We start from the raw sequence: 23,137 nt of genomic DNA, 5'->3' as shown, positions 1-23,137 counted from the left end.
CCACCGGCCCGCCGGAGCGGAAGGACCCTGCGTGACCACCTCTGACGGCCTGCGAGGCGCCGCGGCGCGGATGCCGGTGACCCGGCGACCGGTCGAGCGGATCAAGGAGATGATCGCCGAGGGCGAGCTGAGCCCCGGCGACCGGCTGCCCACCGAGCGGGAGCTGTCCGCGGCGTTCGGAGTGTCGCGCAGCTCGCTGCGCGAGGCGGTGCGCACCCTGACCACCCTGGGCGTGCTGGAGGTGCGGCACGGCGCCGGCGTCTACGTCACCGGCCTGCGCCCGGGCGACCTGCTGGAGACCTTCTCGGTGCTGGCCGAGATCTCCCAGGGCGACACCCTGATCGAGGTGCTCCAGGTGCGCCGGATGCTGGAGCCGGCCGCCACCGCGCTGGCCGCCGCCCGCGCCACCGACGAGCAGCTGCGGCGGATCGGCGCCATCCTGGAGCGGATGGCGGAGGGCGGCGGCGAGCGCGAGGCCGTCGCCGCCGACCTCACCTTCCACCAGGCGATCGTGCAGACCACCGGGAACGCCACGCTGGCCGCGATCAACGACGGGCTCTCCTCGCGCACCTTCAACGCCCGGGTGTGGAGCGGCCACCGCGAGGCCGGGCAGACCGCCCGCCTCCGCGACGACCACCAGCGCATCTACCAGGCCCTGCTCGCCCGCGACCCGGACGCCGCCCGCGCCGCCGCCACCATGCACGTGATGGAGGTCGAGCGCTGGCTCCGCTGCGACCTCGATCGGGAGAAGGGCGACCGCCCGGACGGAACGGAGCAGGCCCCCCGCCCCGAACCCGCCTGAGACCGCCGCCGGGAAGGGCGGGCGCCCTCCCGCACCCGCGCCCCTTTCCCTGCCGGCTTTCCCGCCCGCCTGCCCCGGCGGCCCCCGGGGACGCCGCCGAGCGGACCGCCCGCCGGACCCGGTGCCGGAGGCGGCGCCGCCGGGCCGGGTGAGGGGGCTCACGCCGCCCGGTAACGGCCGCGTCATGCGGGCGCGATCGCCCGCAACACCGGTCGGGCACCATCGCCGCCATGGGAGCAGACGGAGCAGACGGACCGGACACCGCAGGTCCGGAGAGCACGACCGGGACCGCCGAACGCCGCGGGTTCCTGGGGCGGGAGGCGCTGGAGATCGGGGCGCTGCTGCTGGCCGGCGGCGCGGCGCACCTCCTGGTGATCGCACTCGGGCACAGCGAGGGCGGCGGAGCCCTGCTGATCGGCCTCGGCGCCGCCCTGGTGCTCATCTCCTCGGCCCACCGCTGGCGGAGGCAGCACCGGGGCGGGCCGCGGCCGGCGCGCCGGCCGCGCGGTACCGGCGGCGAGCGGCTGTGGCGGCTGCGGGTGGCGGTGGAGGACCTGCCCGGCGGGCTGGCCGCGCTGACCTCCCGGCTGGCCGGGCTGGGCGTGGACATCCGCCTGGTGCAGGTGCACCCGGGAGCCGGGCGGGCGGTGGACGACTTCTACCTGACCGCCCCGGCCCGGGTGGGGCCGGACCGGCTGCGCGGGGCGGTGTTGCGCGCCGGAGGCCGGGACCCCGTGGTGGAACCGGCCGAGGTGCGCGAGCTCAGCGACACCACCAGCCGGGCCCTCTCCCTGGCCGCCGCCGTCGCGGCCGGCGGGATGGAGCCGGACGGCGCACTGGCGGCCCTGGTCGGCGCGGACGGCGCGGTGCGCGGCGGCCCCCGGCGGGAGGGAGAGGACACCGAGGGCCTGGCCGGCACCGCGATGACCCTGGCCGTCCCCGGCGGCGGGACGCTGACCCTCCACCGCGGGCAGGTCCCCTTCACCCCGGTCGAGTTCGCCCGCTGCCGCGCCTTCGTCGAAGCGGTCGCGGCCCTGGCCGCACCGGCCCGGGCCGCCGACTGACCCCGCTCCAGGGCCGCCGGCCGCGCCCGCCGCACCGGGGGAGGGGGACCGGCGCCCGCCGTCCGCCGCCGGACCGGGAACGGCGCGGAGGCGCGGCCGCTCCCGGCCCGGCGCGCCGCCCGGCGGGTCAGCGGGGGCGCCAGCGCAGCGGCAGGTGGCTGATGCCGTTGATGAAGTTGGAGGTCAGCCGGGTCGGCGGGCCGTCCGGTTCGGGGCGGTGCGCCAGCCGGAGCAGCTCGGTGAAGAACGCGCGCATCTGCATCCGCGCGAAGTGCGCCCCCATGCACAGGTGCGGCCCGTCCCCGAAGGCCAGGTGGGGGTTGGGGGAGCGGGCGATGTCGAACCGGTACGGGTCGGGGAGGGCGCGCTCGTCGAAGTGGGCCGAGCAGTGGTAGACGACCACCTTGTCGCCCGCGGCGATGCGCCGCCCGGCCAGCTCGGTGTCGCGGACCGCGGTCCGGCGGAAGGTCAGCACCGGCGGGTGCCAGCGCAGCATCTCCTCCACCGCCGAGGGGAGCAGCGACGGGTCGGCCTCCAGCCGGGCGAACTCCCCCGGATGCTCCAGTAGCGCCAGCAGTCCGCCGGGCAGGGCGCTGCGCACCGTGTCGTTCCCGGCGACGACCAGCAGGAAGAAGAACATCCGCAGCTCGGAGTCGTCCAGCCGGCGGCCGTCCACCTCGGCCTGGACCAGGGCGGTCATCAGGTCCTCGGCGGGGCGGCGGCGTTTCTCCTCGGCCAGCGCGGAGGCGTAGTCGAACATGTCGCCCAGCATCCGCGGCGAGCGCGGGTTGACCGGGCGGCCGTCGGAACCGGTCACCAGGTGCGCGTGCTCGGCGTCCTGGTAGCCGATGACGCGGTTGGTCCAGGCCAGCATCAGGTGCCGGTCCCCGGGCGGGACGCCGAGCAGCTCGCCCAGGTTGGCCAGCGGGAAGTCGTCGGTGACGTCGGCGGGCAGGTCGCAGCGGCCGCGCCGGGCCGCCTCCTGCAGCAGCGCGCGGGCCCGCGCGGAGACCGCGGCGCCGAACCGCTCCAGCCGCCGCCGGGTGAACACCGAGCTCGCCACCCGGCGCAGCCGCAGGTGCTCGGGCGGGTCCATGTTGAGGATGGTGCGCCGCAGGAACGGCAGGTCGCCGGGGTCCGGGTCGCGGATCTGGGTGGCGCCGGCGTGCGAGGAGAACACCTCGGGGGTGCGCAGCACGTGCCGCACGTCTGCGTGCCGGGTGACCGCCCAGAAGCCGGGCCCGGCCGGCCACGGGCCCACCTCGTGCTCCTCCTGCCAGGACACCGGGTCGGTGTCGCGGAGCAGCCGCAGCGCCCGGTGCGGCAGCCCGCCGGCGAACACCCGCGGGTCGAAGACGTCCGGGGCGGCGCCCGCCGGGGCGCCGGCGTTCACGCGACCCCCGCCAGGTGCCGCTCGATGAGCGTGGCCACCGCCACCGGGGCCTCGTCGACGGCGTAGTGCCCGGCGTCGTTCAGCACCTCGACCTCGGAGTCGGGGTACCACTTCCGGAAGGTGCCGGCCATGGCCGGCGCGCCGAGGGCCGGGTCGTGCCCGCCGACGATGAGCCGCACCGGCACCGGGCTGCCCTCGATCTCGCCGTGGAAGTCGGTGTCGGCCCAGGCCTTCAGGTAGGCGGCGAAGGCGTCCCGGTCGGAGGCGGACAGCGAGTGGGCCACCATGGCGTCCAGCCACACCCCGGTGAGCCGGTTGCCGGTGGTCATGTCGAGGATGGCGCGGCGCTTGGCCGGGTCGTCCGCGGCGCCGTCGAACAGCGCCCGGGTCTCGGCGTCGAACGGCACCCCGCCGGCCGGCACCGGCGAGATGCCGACCAGCCCGCGGACCCGCTCCGGGGCGTCGGCCAGCACCCGCTGCATCACGCTGCCGCCCATGGAGTGCCCGACCATGGAGAACCGCTCCCAGCCGAGCGAGTCGGCGAGCGCCAGGACGTCCGACGCCGCCTCGGCCAGGGTGTACTCGCCCGGTTCCGACCGGCGCTCCCCATAGCCCCGGTAGTCGGGGAACACGTAGCTGAAGGCGCCGCCGTCCAGGTGCGGCCAGAGCGGCGCCCAGGACGCCCCCGAACCGAACCAGCCGTGCAGCGCCACCACGGGGTGCGGGCCCTCGCCGACCCGGTGACCGCCTCCGCCCATCGGTGTCTCCTCCCACTCGCGGTACGGATGTGAGGAGCCTCACCCGCCGCGGGGCCGGGCGTCAAGGGCGCCGTGCCCGGCTGTGGACGGAGGCGGTCGGAAGGGGGTCAGCCCGCGGCGGGCGGTCCGGGAGGAGGGCCGGCGGGCGGCGGCCCGGCGGGAGGACCGCCGGCGGGCGGCATGGGCGGCATGGGCGGTGCGGGCGGGCCCGGCGGCGGCCCCGCGGGCCGCGGCCCGCCGGGCACCGGGGGCCCGTACGGCGGCCGGGGGTGCGGCGGCTGCGCGTGCACCGGACGGCCGTGGTCCGGCGGCGCCGCAGGGCCCTGCTCGCCGGGGGTGCGGAACGCGGCGATCAGCAGCATCACCACCGCGGCGGCCGACAGCAGCGGGCCCGCGAAGTTCCACACCGGCAGCAGCACGTTCTGCATCACCGAGGAGAAGGACGACGGGGGCCCGGGCGTGAAGCCCAGGCTGTAGGCGAAGAAGGCGAAGTAGACCCGGACCGCCGCGGAGACCAGCGCGTACACGATGAACAGGATCCCCGCGGTGGCGATGAGCCCGCGGGAGTTCTGCGCCCGGCCGGCGCGGACCAGGACGATCAGGCCTGCCACGCCCGCCAGGGCGGAGAGGGCGGCTCCGAGGCCGCCGACGATGTAAGTGAACACTAGTGGCGGACTCCGTTCGGTCCGGGGTGCGGCGGGAAGGGGCCCGGGCCGCCCGGCTGCGGCGCCGGGGCGCCGGCCATCGCGGGCGCGGGGGCGGGGCGCTTGGCGCGCCGGGTGGCGGCCAGGCCGAGCAGCAGGAACCCGATCCCCTCCAGCAGCACTCCGAGGACGCTCACCACCTGGGTCAGCGGAACGAGCAGCTCCTCGTCGAGGGTGCCGTACAGGTTGCCGAGCACGAACATGTTGACCAGGAAGACCAGCTGCGCGCCGAGCATCAGGATGAGACCGGTCAGGGCCATGCCCCGGGCCGCCTTGGGGACCTTGGCGATCAGGGCGAGCCCGACCACCGCGGCGATGGTGAGCGGCGCCACGCTGAACACCTGCATGAGTATTGGGGGCATCGGGCCTCCGGGGCTGTGAAGAGCGGGAACGGCGCCCCTCCTGGGTGCGCCGGACGACGATGGTATCGCCGGGGGCCGACCGGCCCGCCGTCCGGTCGCAGGCGGCCCCCGTCCCGCCGCCGGGGAGCCCCGCTCCGCCGCCCGCCCGGGGCCCTGCCCGCCTGCCGCTTCCGGTTCCCCGCCCGCTCCGGGGCTTTTCCGCACCAGGGGAGCCCGACCCCGGGAATGGCGCCTCTGCGGCCCGCCTCTCGGGTCCGCGAGGGGAATCGAGAGCGGCGGGCGATCTGGGGACGCCCCCCCGGGGCGGGCCTCTTCCGCCGGCGGCCCGGACCCGGGCGGCGCCCGGGTCCGCTCCGCCGCGCCCGCATCGGGGACGGGCCGGAGGGCCGGGACGGGCGCCTCGGACCGGCGGCCCCGGAAGGGCGTGAAGGGACCTCCCGGTGACCGGGACGGCGCTCAGGCCGGGGCGCCGCACCAGTCGCGCAGCGCGGCGCGGACCTGCCCCGCCTCCGGCTCCCGGCCGCTCCAGGCCAGGTAGCCGTCCGGGCGGACCAGCAGCACGTCCATGCCGGACAGGCCCAGGTCGCCGGTGCGGACCGGGTCGACGCGGTCGGACCACTCCTCGGCCTGCGCGGCGGCCGCGCCACCGGGCGAGGCGTCGAGCAGGGTGAACCGGTCGCGGTGGGCGCGGGCGTGCAGCCGGCCGCCGGCCCCCTCCGGCAGCGGCAGGTCCGGGACGCGGTGGCCGAGCGAGGGGGTCTCCTCGATCCCGGGAGGGGCGGGGTAGCGCACGTTCAGCGCGGAGATGGTGCGGCGCGCCCGCCGCCGCACGGCGGGCCGGTCCAGCAGGGCGGGCAGCACGTAGGGGCGGAACGGCCGCACCGCCGCGGGGGCGGTGGCGACCCGCAGGACGGTGTCGGTCAGCCGCAGCGCGGTGCGCCCGGCCGGGTGCCGCTCGGTCTGGTAGGTGTCCAGCAGCCACCCCGGGGCCCAGCCGCGGTGCGCGGCGATGAGCTTCCAGGACAGGTTGGCGGCGTCCTGGATGCCGGTGTTCATGCCCATCGCGCCCAGCGGCGAGTGCACGTGCGCGGCGTCGCCGGCGAGGAAGACCCGCCCGGAGCGGTACCGGTCGGCCTGGCGGCGCTCGCTGAGGAAGCGGGTGGACCAGCCGATCTCCGCCGCGCCGAAGTCGTCGCCGGCGATCCGGCGCAGCGACTCGCGCACCTGCTCCAGGGTGAGCGGGGCCTCGGTGGGCACGCCCTGCACGGTGCGGTCCCAGATGACGGCGCGGAACCAGCCGTCGCCGTAGGGCGCCAGCAGGCTCACCCCGGCGTCGGCCATGAACGGGTTGATCGCGCCGCCCAGGTCCCCGGTGAGCAGCACGTCGGCCAGGAGGATCCGGTCGGGGTAGCTGCGCCCGGGGAAGCCGGCGCCGATGAGGTCGCGCACCGCGCTGTGCGCGCCGTCGCAGCCGACCATGTGGTCGGCGGTGAAGACCCGGCCGTCGGCGGTGGTCACCACGGCGCCGCGGGCGTCCTGCTCCAGCCCGGTGACCTCGGCGCCGTGCACGATCTCCGCCCCGTGGTCCAGGGCGCGCTCCAGCAGCGCGGCCTCGGTGCGGGCCTGCTTGAGGATGAGGATGAAGGGGAACCGGCTCTCCGGGTGGCGCAGGTCGAGTGCGCCCACGGCGTTCCCGATGCGCACCCGGACCTCGGGCAGCCTGGTCCCCTCGGCGACCAGGCGGTCGGCCAGGCCGCGCATCTCCAGCAGCTCCAGTGAGCGGGCGTGCAGGCCGAACGCCCTGGTCAGGTTGGATTCCTCGGCGCGGCGCTCCAGCACGGTGACGGGGATCCCCGCCTCGGCCAGGTCTCCCGCGAGCAGCAGCCCGGTGGGGCCGGCTCCGACGATGACGACGCTCATCCGATCCTCCTCGGATCACTTACCTGAGACTCGGAGTATCACAACCCAAGTGATACTCCGAGTATCTGATACTGTCAATCCCGGAAGCAGGTGATCGTTCGGTCGGCGGCCGTTCGGACGGCGACCGGTCCGGAGCGTTTCCCAGGAGGGATCGGGATGAGCGGGGAGAGCGCGCGGCGGGGGCGGGCGCCGGACCCGGCGGTCGACGAGGCGATCCGCGCCGCGGTGCTCGACCTGATCGCCGAGCGCGGCGCCGACATGACCTTCGACGAGGTCGCCGCGCGCGCCGGGGTCGGCCGGGCCACCGTGTTCCGCCGCTTCCCCACCAAGCGGGAGCTGATCCTGTCCGCGATGGCCTCGCAGAGCACCGGGCTGATCCGCCCGCCCGCCACCGGGACGCTCCGCGGCGACCTGGAGGCGCTGGCCGCCCTCGTCATGGAGCTCTTCGGCGAGCCCGCCCGCTCCGGCCTGCTCCGCACCGTGCTCGCCGAGTCCGCCCGGGACCCCGCCTTCGCCGAGCTGACCCGCTCCCTGCTGGACCGGCGCACCGAGATCTTCGCCGAGGTGCTCGGCCGGCACGTCGCCACCGGCGAACTCCCCCCGGAGACCGACCCCCTCATCGCCGCCGACCTGCTCTCCGGGATGCTGGCGCTGCGCCTGATGAGCCGCCGCGACCTGCCCGGCCCCGAAGAGCGCGCCCGCATCATCGACGTCCTGGTCACCGGCCTGACCGGCGCGCAGGTGCCGCCCCCGCGGCCGGCGCGCACCCGGGGACCGGACACCCGGCCGCCGGAGGCCGCTCCGCCCCCCGACCGGTGGCAGGATCGGGGCATGGAACGCACGCTTCACCTCACCGGAGACCCCGGGGCCGACGCCCTCCTCACCGAGGAACCGCTCGCCCTCATGATCGGGATGCTCCTGGACCAGCAGATCGCCATGGAGGTCGCCTTCGCCGGCCCGAAGAAGATCGCCGACCGCCTCGGCACCCTGGACGCCGCCGACATCGCCGCCCGCGACCCCGAAGAGCTCGCAGAGGCCTTCGCGCAGACCCCCGCGGTGCACCGCTTCCCCTCCTCGATGGCCAAGCGGGTCCAGGCGCTGTGCGCCGCCCTGGCCGCCGACTACGGGGGCCGCGCCGAAGCCGTCTGGACCGAAGGCGCCCCGGACGGCCGCGAACTCCTCCGCCGCCTCAAGGCCCTCCCCGGCTACGGCGACCAGAAGGCCCGCATCTTCATCGCGCTCCTCGGCAAGCAGATGGGCGTCCACCCGGCCGGCTGGCGCCAGGCCGCCGGCCCCTACGGCGAGGAGGACTCCCGCCGCTCCATCGCCGACGTCGTCGACGACCAGACCCTCACCGAGGTCCGCGACTTCAAGAAGGCCGCCAAGGCCGCCGCCAAGAAGAAGGGCTGAGCCGCGGGCCGCCCCGCCGCCCGGGAAGCGGCCGGCACCGGGCCGACCTTCATCTTCAGGTCGGTGCCGGCCGCGAGGCTGCCGAGGCCGAAGAGCCGGTGGGCGTCCGGGCGCGGGAGAGGGGGAAAGGTTCAGGTGCTCCGGTGCAGTGGGCGTATCGCCAGGACGGAACCGTCCGGGTGCCGGGAGACGGGGCCGCCCCACCGCTCGTCCCAGATGACGGGCTTCTCGGACCACTCGGCCATCCGGGCGTGGACCTCGCGGCGGTACTGCTCCACCTTTTTCCCTTCCACGAGGTCGAACAGGTATTCCGGGACTCCGGAGAAGGCGTCCAAGCGCTTATCGCCCAGCCGGAACACGTGGTCCGTGCCGGTGAACGGGAGGCCGAAGAATTCCTCGCCGTGGACGTTTCGGATGCTTCCGGTGGCCGAGTGGGCGTAGGCGGAGAAGTATTTCTTTCCTTGGCCTTCGGTGAGGTAGCCGGAGGCCGCTTCGCCGTCGCCGGTGAAGGCGGCCAGGCCGGCCACGGCGGTATGCGCCAGTACCCGCTGAAACCACTCGCCGTTCTCTGGTTTGATGTGGAAACCGGGGACGTTCTCCACGGGCCCGCCCCTTGGGGCCGGGCGGTTGATTCCCGGGAATTCGTGGCGGGATTCGACCCCGCGGTCCAGGTTCTCACTCGGAGGGCCCAGGAGCCGGCCCGACCCCGGGGATTCCAAACCGTAGACCGTGATGGGCCGATCCGTGTCCAGCACGGTGCCGAACACCATGCACGGGGTCCGGTTCCACGGGCCGATGTGCACGGCCTCGACCCGGGCGGAGGAGTCCGCCAGCTGTCGGTGGACCCTGGCGGGGGTGCCGTGGTTGCCGCGGAAATCGACGGGGAACACCCGGGAGGGTTCTCCGGGCTTCCAGACCTCGAAGAAGCAGGAGAGGCGCTGCTGGCGGCTCGGCAGGCTCCCCCGGCCTTTCCGGTGCCTCTCATCACTGGCGCTCAGGGCCCATCCGGCCTGCAGGGCGGTGTCGGCGGGGATGAGCGAGACCATGTGCCCGGGGTAGCGTTCCCGCAGGATGTGCTCGGCCAGGACGATTCCGAACCCGGTGCCCAACTCATCGGAGCGGAGGCGCTTGTAGTAGGCGGAGGCCATGCTCTGGGAGTCGGAGGAGAGAACCATGTGCCCCCGCGCTTTCGCGGAATCGGGGGAGAGGTCCAAGCCGTATTTCAGGCCGCCCCAGTGCTCGGACAGGCCGCGCGCGGCCCCTTTCCGGGTCAGAGTGAGAGAGCGGGCGAGCGCGTGCAGGACGGTCCACGGAGTCGTCACCAGGCCGCCGCTCGCCCCGGGGATCGGAGACAGGCCGGGTTTCCTGCGCAGGGCACCGGCGCCGCCGGAATCCTTCCGTTTCTCCTCTCGCTTCTCATCGTCCTTCGCCGCCGCTTCCTCCACCTTCCCGGACAGGCCAGAGGACGAATGGATCGCGACGGCCGCTTCTTTCACGAGGTCTTCGAGAGCTTCTCCTGATTTCGCCAAAATCACTCCCATCGGCCCAAGGGGGTGATACGGGCCGTGTCGGAGATTATCCGTTGGGAAATGCCCGGCCTGCAAGGGGCGCGGTTCCGCAAACGGGTTAGCGGGCTGCCTGATAACGCAACAGGAGTGTCCGGCCTCCAGAACGTCCGGTTTCAAAGGGGCTGGAGACAGGGCCCGCATCTCATGGGAGCCTGCACAGGCGGCTTTCCGGGAGATGGCCGTATCCGGTCAGGCGCCGGAGAGAGCGTTCGGTCTCATGAACTGAGGGCCGGGCACCCGCGCGGGTGCCCGGCCCTTTCTTCTCTCCGGTGTGGGGCGGCTAGACCTTGAGGCGGTCGGCGTCGCCGCCGTCGGGGTCGCCCGGGGTGTCGTGGGCCGGGGCGGAGGGCTGCGCCTCGGCGGTCGCCTGGGGGGCGGCCGTTGCGGTGCGGCGGCTCTTGAGGAGGCTGGCGGCGGCGGTGACCAGCAGGGTGAGGAGGATGACCACCAGGGAGAGCAGGGTGGGGATCTCCGGGACCGGCCAGGTGGTGGTCTCGTGCACGGCGTGCAGGATCAGCTTCACGCCGATGAAGCCGAGGATGACCGCGAGCCCGTGGCTGAGGTAGACCAGGCGGTCCAGGAGGCCGCCGATGAGGAAGTAGAGCTGGCGCAGGCCCATCAGGGCGAAGGCGTTGGCGGTGAAGACCAGGTAGGGCTCCTGGGTGATGCCGAAGATCGCCGGGATGGAGTCCAGGGCGAACAGGATGTCGGTCATGCCGACGGCGATCATCACCATCAGCATCGGGGTGACCATGCGCCTGCCGTCGATCCGGACGGTCAGGCGGGAGCCGTGGTAGTCGTCGGTGGTCGGCAGGACCTTGCGGACCGCCCGCAGGGCCGCGTTCTCCTTGAACTCCTCGTCCTCATCGCCGCCGGCGATCAGCTTCCAGGCGGTGAACAGCAGGAACGCGCCGAACAGGTAGAACACCCCGGCGAAGGCGTTGACCGCCGCCGCGCCCAGGGCGATGAACAGGCCGCGGAAGAGCAGGGCCAGGGCGATGCCGACCAGCAGCACCCGCTGGCGGTGCTCGGGCGGGACCGCGAACGCGCCCAGGATGAGGATGAACACGAACAGGTTGTCCATGCTCATCGAGTACTCGACGATCCATCCGGTGAAGAAGTCCACCGCCTGGCCGTCGGTGAAGGCGGCCAGCCCGACGCCGAACAGGACCGCCAGTGAGACGTAGACGCCGATCCAGATGCCGGCCTCGCGCATCGACGGCTCGTGCGGGGTGCGGGCGGTGATGACGAAGTCGACCGCGATCACGCCTAACAGGACGGCGATCGTGACGGCCCAGATCCAGGGTGCGATGTCCACGTGCAGATACTCCAGGTCTCTTCAGGCGCGGGTCGGCCTGCCCCCGGGCGCGGTCGCGCCCGGGGGAGGATAGCAGCGGAGGGAGAGGGGCGGATGGGAGGAGGTCAGCCCCTGGGCGGGCGGCCCGGGGGCGGGGCGTAGTGCGCCGACAGGGCCGCGGCGACGGGGTTGCGGGACCGGATCCGGTGGAACCAGCGCGGGGCCAGCCGCTCGTGCAGCCAGAGGAAGCCGATCGCGAAGCCGAGGCTCAGCATCGCCTGGAACAGCAGGAACGACAGGAGCGGCTCGCGCAGCACGGCGCCGTGGCCGAGCGCCGCGGCGACGAAGGCCTCTTCGGCGAGGCGGGCGGCGGGGAAGGCGACCACCCAGAACAGTGCGGCCGGGCCGATCGCGCCCGGCGCGACCACGCCCCGGCCGACCAGCACCCCGTACACCCCGCCCAGCAGCGCCAGCGGGGCGCCCATCCCGGCCGCGATCGCCCCGGTCAGCCCGGCGCCCAGCCCGGCCAGGGCGGCGGTCACCGCCCCGAACGAGCCCGCCACCAGGCCGATCGCGGCACCGGGCAGCGCAGCCTCGGCGTAGAGCAGCACGCCCCCGGCCGGCGCCGGGGCCGCCGTGCGCGCGCCCATCAGCTCACCACCACGCCGAAGGCGAACAGCGAGTAGAAGAGCGCACCCAGGTAGAACAGCGCGGCGAAGCCGATCAGCGCGTTGGACACGATGCCCGGGCGGATGGGCTTGGGCAGCGTCAGGTTGTTCACCAGCAGCAGCACCACGCAGTAGGCGCCCATCGCGAAGGTGGACAGGAAGGCCAGCACGTCCAGGATCGCGGCGGGGCCGTCGGCCGGGCCGAACAGCAGCACGCCGATGCCGAACAGGATCAGCCCCCACAGGAAGAACGCGTAGAGCTTGGAGACGCTGAACCGCTTCGCGCCCGGCACGAAGTGGTAGGTCATGTCGGCCTGGCCGCGGGAGAAGGAGTCGAACAGCCCGAGCGTGGCGTTCAGCCCGATCAACGCGATGAACAGGAAGAAGACCGTGCCCAGGACGGGGCTGCCGGCGGCGGAGAAGGCGCCGGCCATGGCGTCCAGGGCGGCGTCCCGCTCCCCGTCCCGGATCACCTCGGTGACGCCCGGGTCCAGCCGCGCCGAGGCCTGCGCCAGCACCGTGAAGGAGATGGTGACCAGCATGGTGATGCCCCAGAAGAGCAGCAGGGCGTCGAAGGCGACCCAGCGCCGCCACCCCTTCCACTTGCCCATCTCGGCGGAGTCGGAGGTGTCGAACATGAAGCCGCGCGAGGGCATGCTCTCCTGCTCGCCGGCGTGCCGCAGGCCGCGCACCTGCGGGATGTGCGCGCCCATGCCCGCGCCCTTGTCGCGCAGGTGCAGCGTGTACCACATCTGCTGCATGCCGGAGGGGCCGGCGAACGCGATCGACCCGACGATGATCGGGAACCAGGCCGGGGAGAGCGCCTCCTCCGGCATGTAGCCGATGGCGAACATCCCGGTGACGGTGGAGGCGAGGTCGGCGAAGCTGCCCACCATCGCCGCGACCACCGCGGTGCCGACGACCAGCAGCCCGATGCAGATCGACAGCACGTTCTCCAGCAGGTTGTAGACCACCTTGGCCAGGGTGAACACCACCCCGACCAGGAGCATCCCGGCGACCGCCGTGGCCTGCCAGGGGATCCCGGTCACCCGCTCGAACGCCGAGGCCCCCGCGGAGAGGTGCCCCGGCCAGATGTAGACCGCGATCGCGGTGATGAAGAAGAACCACATCAGCGGCTTGAACACCCGCGCCGCGCCGAAGAAGATGCTCTCGCCGGTCGCCATCGCGTACCGGGCCATCTCCAGCATGACGACGGCCTGCAGGGTCACGCCGATCAGGAACAGCCACCGGATCTCCGGCCCGAAGACCAGGACCAGCCGGGGCCACATGTAGGACTCGCCCATGCCCACGCCCAGCGCCACCAGGAACACGGTGGGGCCGAGGATGTGGATGGACGGCGGGGCCTTGGGCAGCTTGCGGATGGGCATCGGCTCCAGCCGGCCGGCCCGCCAGAACCGCTCGGCGGGGGCCTCGGCCGGGCCCCCGGCGGGCGCCTCGGACCCGGGGGCGCCGGAGGCCTGCTCCTGGGCGGGCGGCCTGCGCTGGCGGGGAACGGAGGCCTCGCGGGCGGCCTCGGGGTCGGTGGAGACGGGTTCGTCCCGCTTCGCGGGGCGGCCGGATTCAACGTCTGGGGAATCCATGGACGGGATCTCTCCCTTGCAGGTCACGGATGCGAGTTCGCCCCTCATACGCCCCCGGGGAGTGGATACCGCCTCCTATCTGCGGCTCGCAGAGCGGTCGTGGCCGGCGCGGCGCCCCGCGCAGGCGGAGCGCGGAGGCCGCGGTGCACCCGGGGCCGGCCGGATGGCGGACCGGCCGGCCGCCGGGTTCGGATGCTCCGGACGGGACCAGGGGGGCCGTCCGGGTCGTGCGTGCGGTGGCGGGTGGCTCGGGTCGGGCGCTCCGCCCGGGGCGGGCGGGGCGCGGGGCGCGGATGCGCCCACCGTCATGTGTCCCGGGTCACAATAGTCCGGCGGCGCGCGCCCAGCGATACTTCGCGCCGAGCACCTGCACCGGCCGCTCCGTGGTGTAGGGGTAGGCCACCACCCCGTGCTCGAACAGGTGCTCGGCGGCGGCCTCCACCTCCGTGTCCCCGGACAGCGAGGCCACCACCGGCTTGTCGATGCCCGTGGCCCGCGCCTGCTCCACCACGCCGGCGACCAGCTCGGCGAAGACCATCGGCGGGGTGACGATGGTGTGCCAGTAGCCCAGGATCAGCGCGTGCACCCGCGGGTCCTCCAGGCCGAGGCGGATCGTCTTCTCGTAGGTGGACGGCGGCTCCCCGCCGGTGATGTCCACCGGGTTGCCCGCGGCACCGAACGGCGGGATGAACGCCCGGAACGCCTCGTCCAGGTCGGGCGGGATCTCCATCAGCGACATGCCGTTGTCGACCACCGCGTCGGAGAGCAGCACACCGGACCCGCCGGCGCCGGTGATGATGACGACGTTCTCCCCGGCGGGGGCGGGCAGCACCGGCAGCGCCCTGCCGTACTCCAGCAGCTCGCCCAGGCCGGGCGCGCGCACCACACCGGCCTGGCGCAGGATGTCGTCGTAGACCTTGTCGTCGCCGGCCAGCGCACCGGTGTGCGACCCGGCGGCGCGCGCCCCGGCCGAGGTCCGCCCGGCCTTGAGCACCACCACCGGCTTGCGCGGCACCACCTCGCGGGCGGCCGCCACGAAGGCCCGGCCGTCCTTGAGGTCCTCCAGGTGCATGGCGATCGCGTCGGTGCTGTCGTCCTGGCCGAAGAAGGTCAGCAGGTCGTCCTCGTCGATGTCGGCCTTGTTGCCCACCCCCACGATCGCCGAGACGCCGGTGCGGGTGCTGCGGCTGTGCCCCAGGATCGCCATCCCGATCCCGCCGGACTGCGAGGTCAGCGCGGTGCCGCCGCGCACGTCGTAGGGGGTGCAGAAGGTCGCCGAGAGCTTCTGCGGGGTGTAGTAGTAGCCGTAGATGTTGGGGCCGAGCAGCCGCACGCCGTGCTTGCGCGCCACGGCCAGCACCTCGTCCTGCAGCTCCTGCTCCCCGGTCTCGGCGAAGCCCGACGGGATGAGCACCGCGCCCGCCGCGCCCTTCGCGCCGACCTCCTCCAGCGCGCCGGCCACGAACTTCGCCGGGATGGCGAAGACCGCGACGTCGAGCTCGCCGGGGATGTCGGCGACGCTGCGGTAGGCGGTGCGCCCGTAGACCTCGCCGGCCTTGGGGTTGACCGGGTACACCTCGCCCTCGTAGCCGCCGTCGACGATGTTGCGGATGACCGAGTTGCCGATCTTCCCGGCCTCGTTGGAAGCGCCGATGACCGCGATGGAGCGCGGCCGGAAGAGCCGCTCCATCGCGGCGAGGATCTCCTCGCGCTCGAACCGCTTCGGCCCGGGCGCCGGCGCGAAGTCCAGCACGAACCGCAGATCGGCGGCGACGGCGCCGCCGGCGGAGGCGAACACCGGGTTCAGGTCCGCCTCGGCGATCTCGGGGAAGTCGGTGACCAGCTCGGACAGGCGCACCAGCAGGTCGGCCAGGGCGCCCCGGTCCACCGCCTCGCCGCCGCGCACCCCGTCCAGCACCTCGGCCGCGCGGATCGCGCCGATCTGGTCCAGCGCCTCCTCCCGGGTCACCGGGGCCAGCCGGAAGGACACGTCCTTCAGCACCTCGACCAGGACGCCGCCCAGCCCGAAGACCACGACCTTGCCGAAGGTGGGGTCGGTGGCGGCGCCGACGAGCACCTCGGTGCCGCCGCCGACCATCCGCTGGATCTGCACGCCGTCGATCCGGGCGCCGGGGTCGTGCGCGCGGGCGTTGGCGGTGATCCGCTCGTAGGCGTCCCGGACCGCCTGCGGCGAGTCGAGGCCGATCGCCACGCCGCCGGCGTCGGTCTTGTGCAGGATGTCGGGGGAGACGATCTTGGCCGCCACGGGCAGGCCCAGCTCGACGGCGGCGGAGACGGCCTCGTCCGCGGAGGCCGCCAGCGCCTCGCCGGGCACCGGGATGCCGTAGGCGTCGGCGAGGGCCCTGCCCTCGGGGGCGGTGAGCGCGGTGCGGTCCTCGGCGCGGGCCCGGTCCAGGACCGCGCGGACCGCGTCCCGGTCGCGGCCGCCCGAGGGGGATGCGGTGGTGTCGGCGGGGGGCATCGGTCAGATCACTCCGTTCGCTGCGAGGTCGGCGAGCTCGCCGTCGGACAGGCCCAGCTCGCCGCCGTAGATCTCGGTGTTGTGCTCGCCCAGCAGGGGGGAGCGGCGCACGTCGGCGGGGGAGTCGGAGAGCCGGATCGGCAGGCCGACGGTGGTGTAGGAGCCGCGCTGCGGGTGCTCGACGTCGGTCACGATGCCGCTGGCGCGCAGCGTCTCGTCCTGGATGATCTCCCTGGTGGACAGGATCGGCCCGCAGGGGATGTTCCGCTCGTTCAACCGGGCCAGCACCTCCCACTTGGGCAGCTTGGAGGACCACTCCTCGATCAGCGAGAACGCCTTGTCCAGCTTGTCCAGGCGCGCCTCGGGGGTGGCCCACTCCGGATCGGTGGCCAGCTCGGGGCGGCCGACCAGCTCCGCCAGGTGCGGCCAGCCGGGCGGCTGGATGATCACGTACACGTAGTCGTTGGGGCCGCCGGGGGCGGTGCGCACCGCCCAGCCGGGCTGCCCGCCCCCGGAGGCGTTGCCCGAGCGCGGCACCTCGTCGCCGAACTCGTCATTGGGGTACTCCGCCAGCGGGCCGTGCGCCAGCCGCTGCTGGTCGCGGAGCTTCACCCGGCACAGGTTGAGCACCGCCTCCTGCATGGCCACCTCGACCCGCTGGCCGAGCCCGGTGCGGGTGCGCTGCAGCAGCGCGGCCAGCACCCCGGCCACCAGGTGCATGCCGGTGCCGGAGTCGCCGATCTGCGCGCCGGTGGCCAGCGGCGGCCCGGTGTCGAACCCGGTGGTGCTCATCGACCCGCCCATCGCCTGCGCGATGACCTCGTAGGCCTTGAAGTCGGCGTAGGCGCCGGGCCCGAAGCCCTTGATCGAGGCGTAGACCAGCTTCGGGTTGGCCTCGTGCAGCACCTCCCAGGTGAACCCCATCCGGTCCAGGGCGCCGGGGGCGAAGTTCTCCACCAGCACGTCGCTGCCGCGCACCAGGTCGAGGAAGATCCGCTTGCCCTGCTCGCTCTTGGTGTTCAGGGTGACGCTGCGCTTGTTGGAGTTGAGCATCGTGAAGTAGAGGCTGTCGGCGTCGGGGACGTCGCGCAGCTGCCGCCGGGTGATGTCCCCGGTGGGCGCTTCGAGCTTGACCACGTCGGCGCCGAGCCAGGCCAGGATCTGGGTGGCCGAGGGGCCGGACTGCACATGGGTCATGTCGAGGACGCGGACGCCGTCGAGGGCCTTCGCCATGGCTTTGCTCCCGTCTTCTTCGCGCCGGCCGGTCACTTGTACATGGTCTGGTTCATGGTTCCGGGGGCGTAGGCGTCCGGGTCGATCCAGACGTTGACCAGCGACGGCTTGCCGGACTCGCGGGCCCGCCGCAGCGCCGGGCCGATCTCGGAGGCCTCGCGCACCTCCTCGCCGTGGCCGCCGAGCATCTGCGCGAACTCCGAGTAGCGCACGTCGCCCAGGGTGTTGCCGAGCTCGCCGCGGTCCGCGCCGTACTTGGCGATCTGGCCGTAGCGGATCTGGTTCATCGAGGAGTTGTTGCCGACGATGCCGACGAAGGGCATGCCGAAGCGGACCATCGTCTCGAAGTCCCAGCCGGTGAGGCTGAACGCGCCGTCGCCGAAGAGCGCGACGACCTCCTTGTCCGGCCGGGCGTACTTGGCGGCCATGGCGAACGGGACGCCGACGCCGAGCGTGCCCAGCGGCCCCGGGTCCATCCAGTGGCCGGGCGACTTGGGCTGGACCACCTGGCCGGAGAAGGTGACGATGTCGCCGCCGTCGCCGATGTAGATCGAGTCCTCGGTGAGGAAGTCGTTGATCTCGGAGACCAGCCGGTAGGGGTGGATCGGGGAGGCGTCGGAGGAGAGCAGCGCGGCGCGCTTGTCCCGGGCCTTGGCCTCCACCGCGCGCAGCTCCTCCAGCCAGGGCTTGCGGCTCTGCGCACCGGTGTCGCCGAAGCCGGAGGCGGCCTGCAGAACCCCGCGCAGCACGGTATCGGCGTCGCCGACGATGCCCAGGTCGATGTCGCGGTTCTTGCCGACGGTGGCGTAGGACAGGTCGATCTGGACCACGGTCGCCTCGGGGGAGAGCCGCTTGCCGTAGCCCATCCGGAAGTCGAACGGGGTGCCGACGATGATGATCAGGTCGGACTCGGCGAAGGCGTGCCGCCGGGAGAGCTGGAAGTGGTGCGGGTCGCCGGGGGGAAGGGTGCCCCGGCCGGCGCCGTTCATGAAGGCCGGCACGTTGAGGGCGCGCACCAGCTCGACCGCGGTGTCGGTGGCGCGGGTGGTCCACACCTGCCCGCCGAGCAGGATGCTCGGCCGCTCGGAGCGGACCAGCAGCTCGGCCAGGCGCTCGATCGCCGCGGGGTCGCCGGCCTGCCGGGTGGAGGCGCGGTACCCGCCGGGCCGGGGGATCCGGGCCCGCTCCACCGGCACCCGGGCGTCCAGCACGTCGCGCGGGATCTCCAGGAAGGACGGGCCGGGGGCGCCGCTGGACGCCTCGCGGAAGGCCATCGAGACCATGTCGGCGACCCGCTCGGTGTGCGGGACGGTCGCCGCGAACTTCGAGATCGGGGTGATCATGTCGACGTGCGGCAGGTCCTGCAGCGAGCCCATCTTGTGCTGGCTGAGGGCGCCCTGGCCGCCGATGAGCAGCATCGGGCTCTCGGCGCGGTAGGCGTTGGCGATCCCGGTGACGGCGTCGGTGGTGCCGGGGCCGGCGGTGACCACCGCGCAGCCGGGCTTGCCGGTGATCCGGGCGTAGCCGTCCGCGGCGTGCGCGGCCACCTGCTCGTGCCGGACGTCGATGATGTCGATGCCCTCGTCGGCGCAGCCGTCGTAGATGTCGATGATGTGTCCGCCGCAGAGGGTGAAGACCACGTCGACGCCTTCGGCCTTCAGTGCCTTGGCGACCAGGTGGCCGCCGGAGATCGAGGTGTCCTCGCCGGTTCCGTTGCTCATGGCAGGTGCGTCTCCTCGCTCATCGCGCTGCTCACCGGTGCGGTCCGGTGCCGGTCGGTGCTTGTTCGGCGCTGTTCGGTTCCACTCAGCGCTGTCTGTCGAATACTGCATACAGTATGGGCCTTCATTGCTACCTCAGCCCCGCCCGGGTGTCCAGACCCCCGGAGCCGACTCAGGGGCTGTCCGGCATGCAGACGGCCGGCGCGCGCCGACGACCAAGGAAGGGACGGGCGCGGGCCTCACCCGAGCGCGGCGCCCCGCGGGGCGGGGGTTCAAGCGGGCGGCGACGGCAGCGGCGGGGGCGGGGCGGAGGCGGTCGCCCGGGCGCGGCGCCCCACAGAGCGAAGCTTCAGACCAGCGGCGAGGGCAGGAGGGGGACCGGCCGGTCGGTCGGGCGCGGCGCCCCACGGGGCGAAGGTTCAGACCAGCGGCGACGGCGGAGGAAGGGGCGGGGTCGGGCGCTCCAGCCTGGTGCGGCGTCTCACGGGGCGGGGGTCAGGCGGGCAGCGAAGGCGGGCAGGGGCACCGGCTGGTCGGTTGGGCGCGACGTCTCGCGGAGCGGAGGTTCAGGCGGGCGGTGAGAGCGAGAGGGCGTGCCGGCTGGTCGGTCGGGTGCGGCGCCCCACGAGGCGGGGGGCTCAAGCGGGTCGGGGGTCGGGGGCGCCGTGCCCGCGTCGCCCCGGCGGCGTTGCCAGCCGCCCTTGAAACCGCTACCCGCCCCTGAACTGGGTAAATACGTAGGGTGATGGCGGGGTGGGGTGCCCTGCGCACCGCGAGAGCACCCCGGTGATTCCCGGGCGCGCATCCTGGGTCGGATCGGGCCTCTGAGGGCCTGATTCGCCCTGATCGGGCCGGTGTTCGGGGGTTCGAGCCGCCCGGAAGGCCGGGAAGCGGGGGGCCGGAACCCGGGCGGGGGCGGCGTGGGGGCGAGATGTCGTATTTGCCCTGCCGAGAGGAGCTGTATTTGTCACTCTGGGTAATTAGTGAGGGGGCGAAGGGGGCTTCGGGGCTTACTACTCGCTGGTAGATGTAATCGGGGTGCTCTCGAGGTGTGCAGGGCGCCCCCCGCCTCCGCCCGATCCCCGCCGCAAACCCGGCATAGGGGATAAGGTCACCCCCGGCGGGGGCACGTGCCGTGCCGGGCCGGTGAACGCGGCGCCCCGCCCCCTCCCGCCCTCGCCGCCCGCTTGAACCCCCGCCCGGTGAGGCGCCGCGCTCGAGTGACCCCCGCCCCCCGCCCCTGCCTGCGCCGTCGCCGCCCGTTTGGACCTTCGCTCTGCGGGGTGCTGCACCCGACCGACCGGCCGGTGCCCCTCCCCGCCCTCGCCGCCCGCTTGGACCTTCGCCCTGTGGGGCGCCGCGCCCGGGCGATCGCCTCCGCTTCGCTCCTTCCGTCGCCGCCTGTATGAACCTCAACCCAGTGAGGCGCCGCGCTCGGTTGGGGCACCCGCCTCGCCCCACCTCACTCCACCCCGCCCCTTCCACCGCCCTCCCCGCGCGGACTCGGCTGCATGCCCAGCGGTCTTCTCAAGAGGAGGGGAGCGGCAGTGTGCGGGCCGGCAGCGGGCGGCGCAGCCGGAGCGCCGCCAGTGCGGCGCTCCCCGCCGCCGCGCCGGCCGCCGCCGGTGCCGTCACCGCCCAGATGGCCGGGGCCAGGAGGAGCAGGACCAGCGCCCCGCCCACGCCGATCAGCCCGCCCAGCCCCTTGGCGCTGTAGACCAGCCCCTGGATGCGCGCGGAATCGCGCACCCCGAAGAAGTCCACCGCCAGCTCCCGGGTGAGCGGGTAGCACGAGCCGCCGCCGATCCCGGCCGCGGCGGCGAAGCAGATGAGCGCCGGCGCCGCCCCGGTCGCCACCGCCGCGGCCAGTCCGGCGTGCGCCACCGCCCCGCAGGCCAGCGCGGCCGTCAGCACGGTGCGGCGCTCGCCCTGCTCGGCCCTGCGCCCGGCGGCGATCCGCCCCAGGCCGCTTCCGGCGATCACCGCGACGGCCGCAGCGGCGACCGCCCAGGGCGGGAACCCGGCCCGGGTCAGCAGCAGCGGCAGCACCGCGGCGTCGAACAGCGCCGCCGCCCCGGAGGCGGCGACCACCAGGTGCAGCCGGGGCAGCGCCCCGCTGTGCCAGGCCTCGGCGGGGGAGTGGTCGCGCGAGGCGGGCGGCGCGGCGCGGGGGCGCAGCGCCCAGCCGCGCGGGTCGGTCTCCGGCGGCCACCAGTGCGGCGGCGGCTCGGCCAGGCGGAACCCGCAGGCGATGCCGACTACGCCGACCAGGGCCGCCAGCGCCAGTGCAGCGGGGGCGAGCGCCTCCGGCGGCGGCCCCAGCCCGGTCGCCGCGACCAGCGGGACCGAGCCGAGCGCGAACGCGGCGCCGGTGAACGCGGTGTGCAGCGCGGGCCGCTCGGGGTACCAGGCCGCGGCCAGATGAACGCAGGAGTGGTAGACCAGCCCGGCTCCGGCTCCGCCGAGCAGGCCGTGGCCGAGCACCGCCCAGAGCGGATCGGCCGCGACGGCCAGCGAGACCGGGCCCGCCGCGGCCAGGACCGAGCCGAGCGGGACGGCCAGGGCGGGCGGCAGGGCGCCGCGCTCGCGGAGCCGCGCCACCGGGGCCGCCGAGAAGGCCTGGACCAGCGCCCACACCGCGAACGGGAGCAGCGCCTGGACCGGGCTCCAGCCGTGCGCGGCGATGAGCAGCGGGACGGCCGCCCCGTAGCCGAACTGCAGCACGCCCACGGCGGCCAGCGCCAGCGCGGCACGGCCCAGCAGGTGCGAGCGGTCCCGCCCGGTGAGCGCGCGGGCGCTCGGCCCGACGGCGTAGCGCCGCCCGGACCAGTCCCGGCACTCGCCCGCCGGCGGTGCGTAGGGCGAGGCGAACACGCCGCCCGGCGCGGACCGGGCCGGCGGGTCGGGCGGGCGGTGTGCGGTGGTCACGGCCGATCACCTCCGGGGATCCGGAAAAACTGCATACAGTATCCATAGAGTAGTCGGATCTGCCCAGGGGGTCGGCGGGAATCCGGCGGCCGTTCGCCCGCGGCGGTGCGGAGGGGCGCCGTGCCGCAGCCCTCGGGGTGCCGGGCGCCTGGAGGCGGGCGGCTCCTCGCCCGCCCTGCTCTCTCCCTTGAGCGGTTCGGGACGGTGCGTCGGCGCCCTCGGCCGCCCGCCGGGGGGTGTCGGGGCGGACGGATTTTCGGCCGCGCCCGGGAGGGGGTGCGGATCCGGTGGCGGCGGTTCCTCGCAGCTGGGGCGGTGTCGGGCGAGTGGAAAAGGCGGCGGAGCGGGGCCGGGACCGGAAAGGGAATCCGAACCGGAATATTGAATACTGCATACAATCTCGCTATGACTGTTCCGAGGGGGCTTACCAGACCCGAGGAGGGCCGGTGGATCTCTACGAACACGAGGCGAAGCAGCTCTTCGGCGAGCACGGTGTGCCGCTCGCCGAGCGGCAGCTCGCCCGGACCCCGGAGCAGGCCGTGCTCAGCGCGGCCCGGCTCGGCGGCCGCGTCGCCGTCAAAGCCCAGGTCAAGGCCGGCGGCCGCGGCAAGGCCGGCGGTGTGAAGGTCGCCGCGGACCCGGAAGAGGCCGGTCGGCACGCCGAGCGGATCCTGGGCATGGACATCAAGGGCCACACCGTGCGGAGCGTGCTCGTCGAGCAGGCGACCGACATCGCCGAGGAGTACTACTTCTCAGTGCTGCTGGACCGCGCCGAGCGGTCCTTCCTGGCGATCTGCTCCGCCGAGGGCGGAGTGGACATCGAGCAGGTCGCCGCAGAGCGCCCCGGAGCGGTGGTGCGCGCCCCCGTCCCGGTCCGCACCGGGCTGGACGCCGCCACCGCCGAGCGGATCTGCGCCGAGGCCGGGCTGCCCGAGGAGGTCCGCGCCCCGGCGGCCTCCACCATGCGGCGGCTGTGGGAGGTCGCGGTCCAGGAGGACGCCACCCTGGTCGAGGTGAACCCGCTGGTGCGCACCTCCGACGGGCGGATCCTGGCACTGGACGGCAAGGTCACCCTGGACGACGGCGCCGGGTTCCGGCACCCGGAGCGCACCCCCTTCCACAACGGCGACGGCGGAGGCGGGCGCGAAGAGGCGGCCCGGGCCAAGGGCCTGAACTACGTCAAGCTCGACGGTCAGGTCGGCATCATCGGCAACGGCGCGGGCCTG

Annotated in this window: 17 protein-coding genes; 4 read left to right on the top strand and 13 right to left on the bottom strand. The window is 74.3% G+C overall.

The annotated features are described in order from the left end of the window. Positions 1-31: 31 nt before the first annotated feature. On the top strand, positions 32-802 hold the full coding sequence (locus tag D459_RS0128485; RefSeq protein ID WP_017596400.1) for a FadR/GntR family transcriptional regulator: 771 nt from the start codon (positions 32-34) through the stop codon (positions 800-802). A 230-nt stretch (positions 803-1,032) separates the two neighbouring features. Beyond that, positions 1,033-1,866, top strand: coding sequence for a hypothetical protein (locus tag D459_RS0128480; RefSeq protein ID WP_017596399.1), 834 nt, complete (start codon positions 1,033-1,035; stop codon positions 1,864-1,866). Positions 1,867-1,993: 127 nt separating this feature from the next. Here D459_RS0128480 and D459_RS0128475 read toward each other — a convergent pair whose 3' ends face one another. The 5 genes from D459_RS0128475 to D459_RS0128455 form a co-directional block, all read right to left on the bottom strand. Next, on the bottom strand, positions 1,994-3,259 hold the full coding sequence (locus D459_RS0128475; RefSeq protein WP_017596398.1) for a cytochrome P450: 1,266 nt from the start codon (positions 3,257-3,259) through the stop codon (positions 1,994-1,996). After that, on the bottom strand, positions 3,256-4,017 hold the full coding sequence (locus tag D459_RS0128470; RefSeq protein WP_017596397.1) for an alpha/beta fold hydrolase: 762 nt from the start codon (positions 4,015-4,017) through the stop codon (positions 3,256-3,258). Before D459_RS0128470 ends, D459_RS0128475 begins: the two co-directional genes overlap by 4 nt. A 107-nt stretch (positions 4,018-4,124) precedes the next feature. Next, positions 4,125-4,682, bottom strand: a complete 558-nt coding sequence (locus tag D459_RS35990) for a hypothetical protein (RefSeq protein WP_017596396.1) — start codon at positions 4,680-4,682, stop codon at positions 4,125-4,127. Next, positions 4,682-5,083, bottom strand: a complete 402-nt coding sequence (locus D459_RS0128460; RefSeq protein ID WP_152523145.1) for a hypothetical protein — start codon at positions 5,081-5,083, stop codon at positions 4,682-4,684. The genes D459_RS35990 and D459_RS0128460 overlap by 1 nt, the downstream gene beginning before the upstream one ends. A 456-nt stretch (positions 5,084-5,539) precedes the next feature. Continuing rightward, the gene (locus D459_RS0128455) at positions 5,540-7,003 is read right to left on the bottom strand and encodes an FAD-dependent oxidoreductase (RefSeq protein ID WP_017596394.1); all 1,464 of its coding nucleotides are present in this window, start codon (positions 7,001-7,003) and stop codon (positions 5,540-5,542) included. Positions 7,004-7,159: 156 nt separating this feature from the next. On the opposite strand from D459_RS0128455, the gene D459_RS37520 reads away from it, so the two are divergent. Then, the gene (locus D459_RS37520) at positions 7,160-8,413 is read left to right on the top strand and encodes an HhH-GPD-type base excision DNA repair protein (RefSeq protein WP_017596393.1); all 1,254 of its coding nucleotides are present in this window, start codon (positions 7,160-7,162) and stop codon (positions 8,411-8,413) included. A 131-nt stretch (positions 8,414-8,544) separates the two neighbouring features. Here the strand turns inward: D459_RS37520 and D459_RS0128445 are convergent, their stop codons facing one another. The 8 genes from D459_RS0128445 to D459_RS0128410 all read right to left on the bottom strand — a co-directional run bounded on the left by D459_RS0128445 (position 8,545) and on the right by D459_RS0128410 (position 21,911). Continuing rightward, complete coding sequence (locus D459_RS0128445) at positions 8,545-10,017, bottom strand: hypothetical protein (RefSeq protein ID WP_206540812.1); 1,473 nt, start codon at positions 10,015-10,017, stop codon at positions 8,545-8,547. Between the two features lie 244 nt (positions 10,018-10,261). Further along, positions 10,262-11,299, bottom strand: coding sequence for a TerC family protein (locus D459_RS33150; RefSeq protein ID WP_017596391.1), 1,038 nt, complete (start codon positions 11,297-11,299; stop codon positions 10,262-10,264). A gap of 104 nt (positions 11,300-11,403) precedes the next feature. Then, positions 11,404-11,928, bottom strand: a complete 525-nt coding sequence (locus D459_RS0128435; RefSeq protein ID WP_017596390.1) for a hypothetical protein — start codon at positions 11,926-11,928, stop codon at positions 11,404-11,406. Continuing rightward, a complete protein-coding gene (locus D459_RS0128430; RefSeq protein ID WP_017596389.1) occupies positions 11,928-13,547 on the bottom strand; it encodes an Nramp family divalent metal transporter in 1,620 nt (539 codons plus the stop codon). Before D459_RS0128430 ends, D459_RS0128435 begins: the two co-directional genes overlap by 1 nt. A 319-nt stretch (positions 13,548-13,866) precedes the next feature. Next, entirely contained in the window at positions 13,867-16,029 is a 2,163-nt protein-coding gene (locus D459_RS0128425; RefSeq protein ID WP_017596388.1) for an acetate--CoA ligase family protein, read from the bottom strand. A 3-nt stretch (positions 16,030-16,032) separates the two neighbouring features. After that, positions 16,033-17,262: a formyl-CoA transferase gene (frc, locus tag D459_RS0128420; protein WP_017596387.1), complete on the bottom strand. Its 1,230-nt coding sequence runs from the start codon at positions 17,260-17,262 to the stop codon at positions 16,033-16,035. 32 nt (positions 17,263-17,294) lie between these two features. Further along, on the bottom strand, positions 17,295-18,983 hold the full coding sequence (locus tag D459_RS0128415; RefSeq protein WP_017596386.1) for a thiamine pyrophosphate-binding protein: 1,689 nt from the start codon (positions 18,981-18,983) through the stop codon (positions 17,295-17,297). A gap of 1,527 nt (positions 18,984-20,510) precedes the next feature. Further along, positions 20,511-21,911 carry an MFS transporter gene (locus tag D459_RS0128410; RefSeq protein WP_017596385.1) on the bottom strand — a complete coding sequence of 467 codons (1,401 nt, stop codon included), beginning with the start codon at positions 21,909-21,911 and terminating at the stop codon, positions 20,511-20,513. A 446-nt stretch (positions 21,912-22,357) separates the two neighbouring features. Here D459_RS0128410 and D459_RS0128405 point away from each other — a divergent pair. Further along, positions 22,358-23,137, top strand: a 780-nt coding sequence (locus tag D459_RS0128405) for an ATP-grasp domain-containing protein (RefSeq protein ID WP_017596384.1), incomplete at its 3' end; no start/stop codon positions are given.

This window comes from Nocardiopsis potens DSM 45234, from assembly GCF_000341105.1.
Lineage (GTDB): Bacteria > Actinomycetota > Actinomycetes > Streptosporangiales > Streptosporangiaceae > Nocardiopsis_A > Nocardiopsis_A potens.
This window is presented reverse-complemented; position numbering and strand designations above follow the sequence as displayed.

Excerpts from the sequence above, each read along its gene's own strand:
- D459_RS0128455 (WP_017596394.1), bottom strand. The coding sequence starts at position 7,003 with ATGAGCGTCGTCATCGTCGGAGCCGGCCCCACCGGGCTGCTGCTCGCG.
- frc (WP_017596387.1), bottom strand. The coding sequence starts at position 17,262 with ATGGCGAAGGCCCTCGACGGCGTCCGCGTCCTCGACATGACCCATGTG.
- D459_RS0128470 (WP_017596397.1), bottom strand. The coding sequence starts at position 4,017 with ATGGGCGGAGGCGGTCACCGGGTCGGCGAGGGCCCGCACCCCGTGGTG.
- D459_RS0128480 (WP_017596399.1), top strand. The coding sequence starts at position 1,033 with ATGGGAGCAGACGGAGCAGACGGACCGGACACCGCAGGTCCGGAGAGC.
- D459_RS0128430 (WP_017596389.1), bottom strand. The coding sequence starts at position 13,547 with ATGGATTCCCCAGACGTTGAATCCGGCCGCCCCGCGAAGCGGGACGAA.
- D459_RS0128415 (WP_017596386.1), bottom strand. The coding sequence starts at position 18,983 with ATGAGCAACGGAACCGGCGAGGACACCTCGATCTCCGGCGGCCACCTG.
- D459_RS0128425 (WP_017596388.1), bottom strand. The coding sequence starts at position 16,029 with ATGCCCCCCGCCGACACCACCGCATCCCCCTCGGGCGGCCGCGACCGG.
- D459_RS37520 (WP_017596393.1), top strand. The coding sequence starts at position 7,160 with ATGAGCGGGGAGAGCGCGCGGCGGGGGCGGGCGCCGGACCCGGCGGTC.
- D459_RS0128435 (WP_017596390.1), bottom strand. The coding sequence starts at position 11,928 with ATGGGCGCGCGCACGGCGGCCCCGGCGCCGGCCGGGGGCGTGCTGCTC.
- D459_RS0128460 (WP_152523145.1), bottom strand. The coding sequence starts at position 5,083 with ATGCCCCCAATACTCATGCAGGTGTTCAGCGTGGCGCCGCTCACCATC.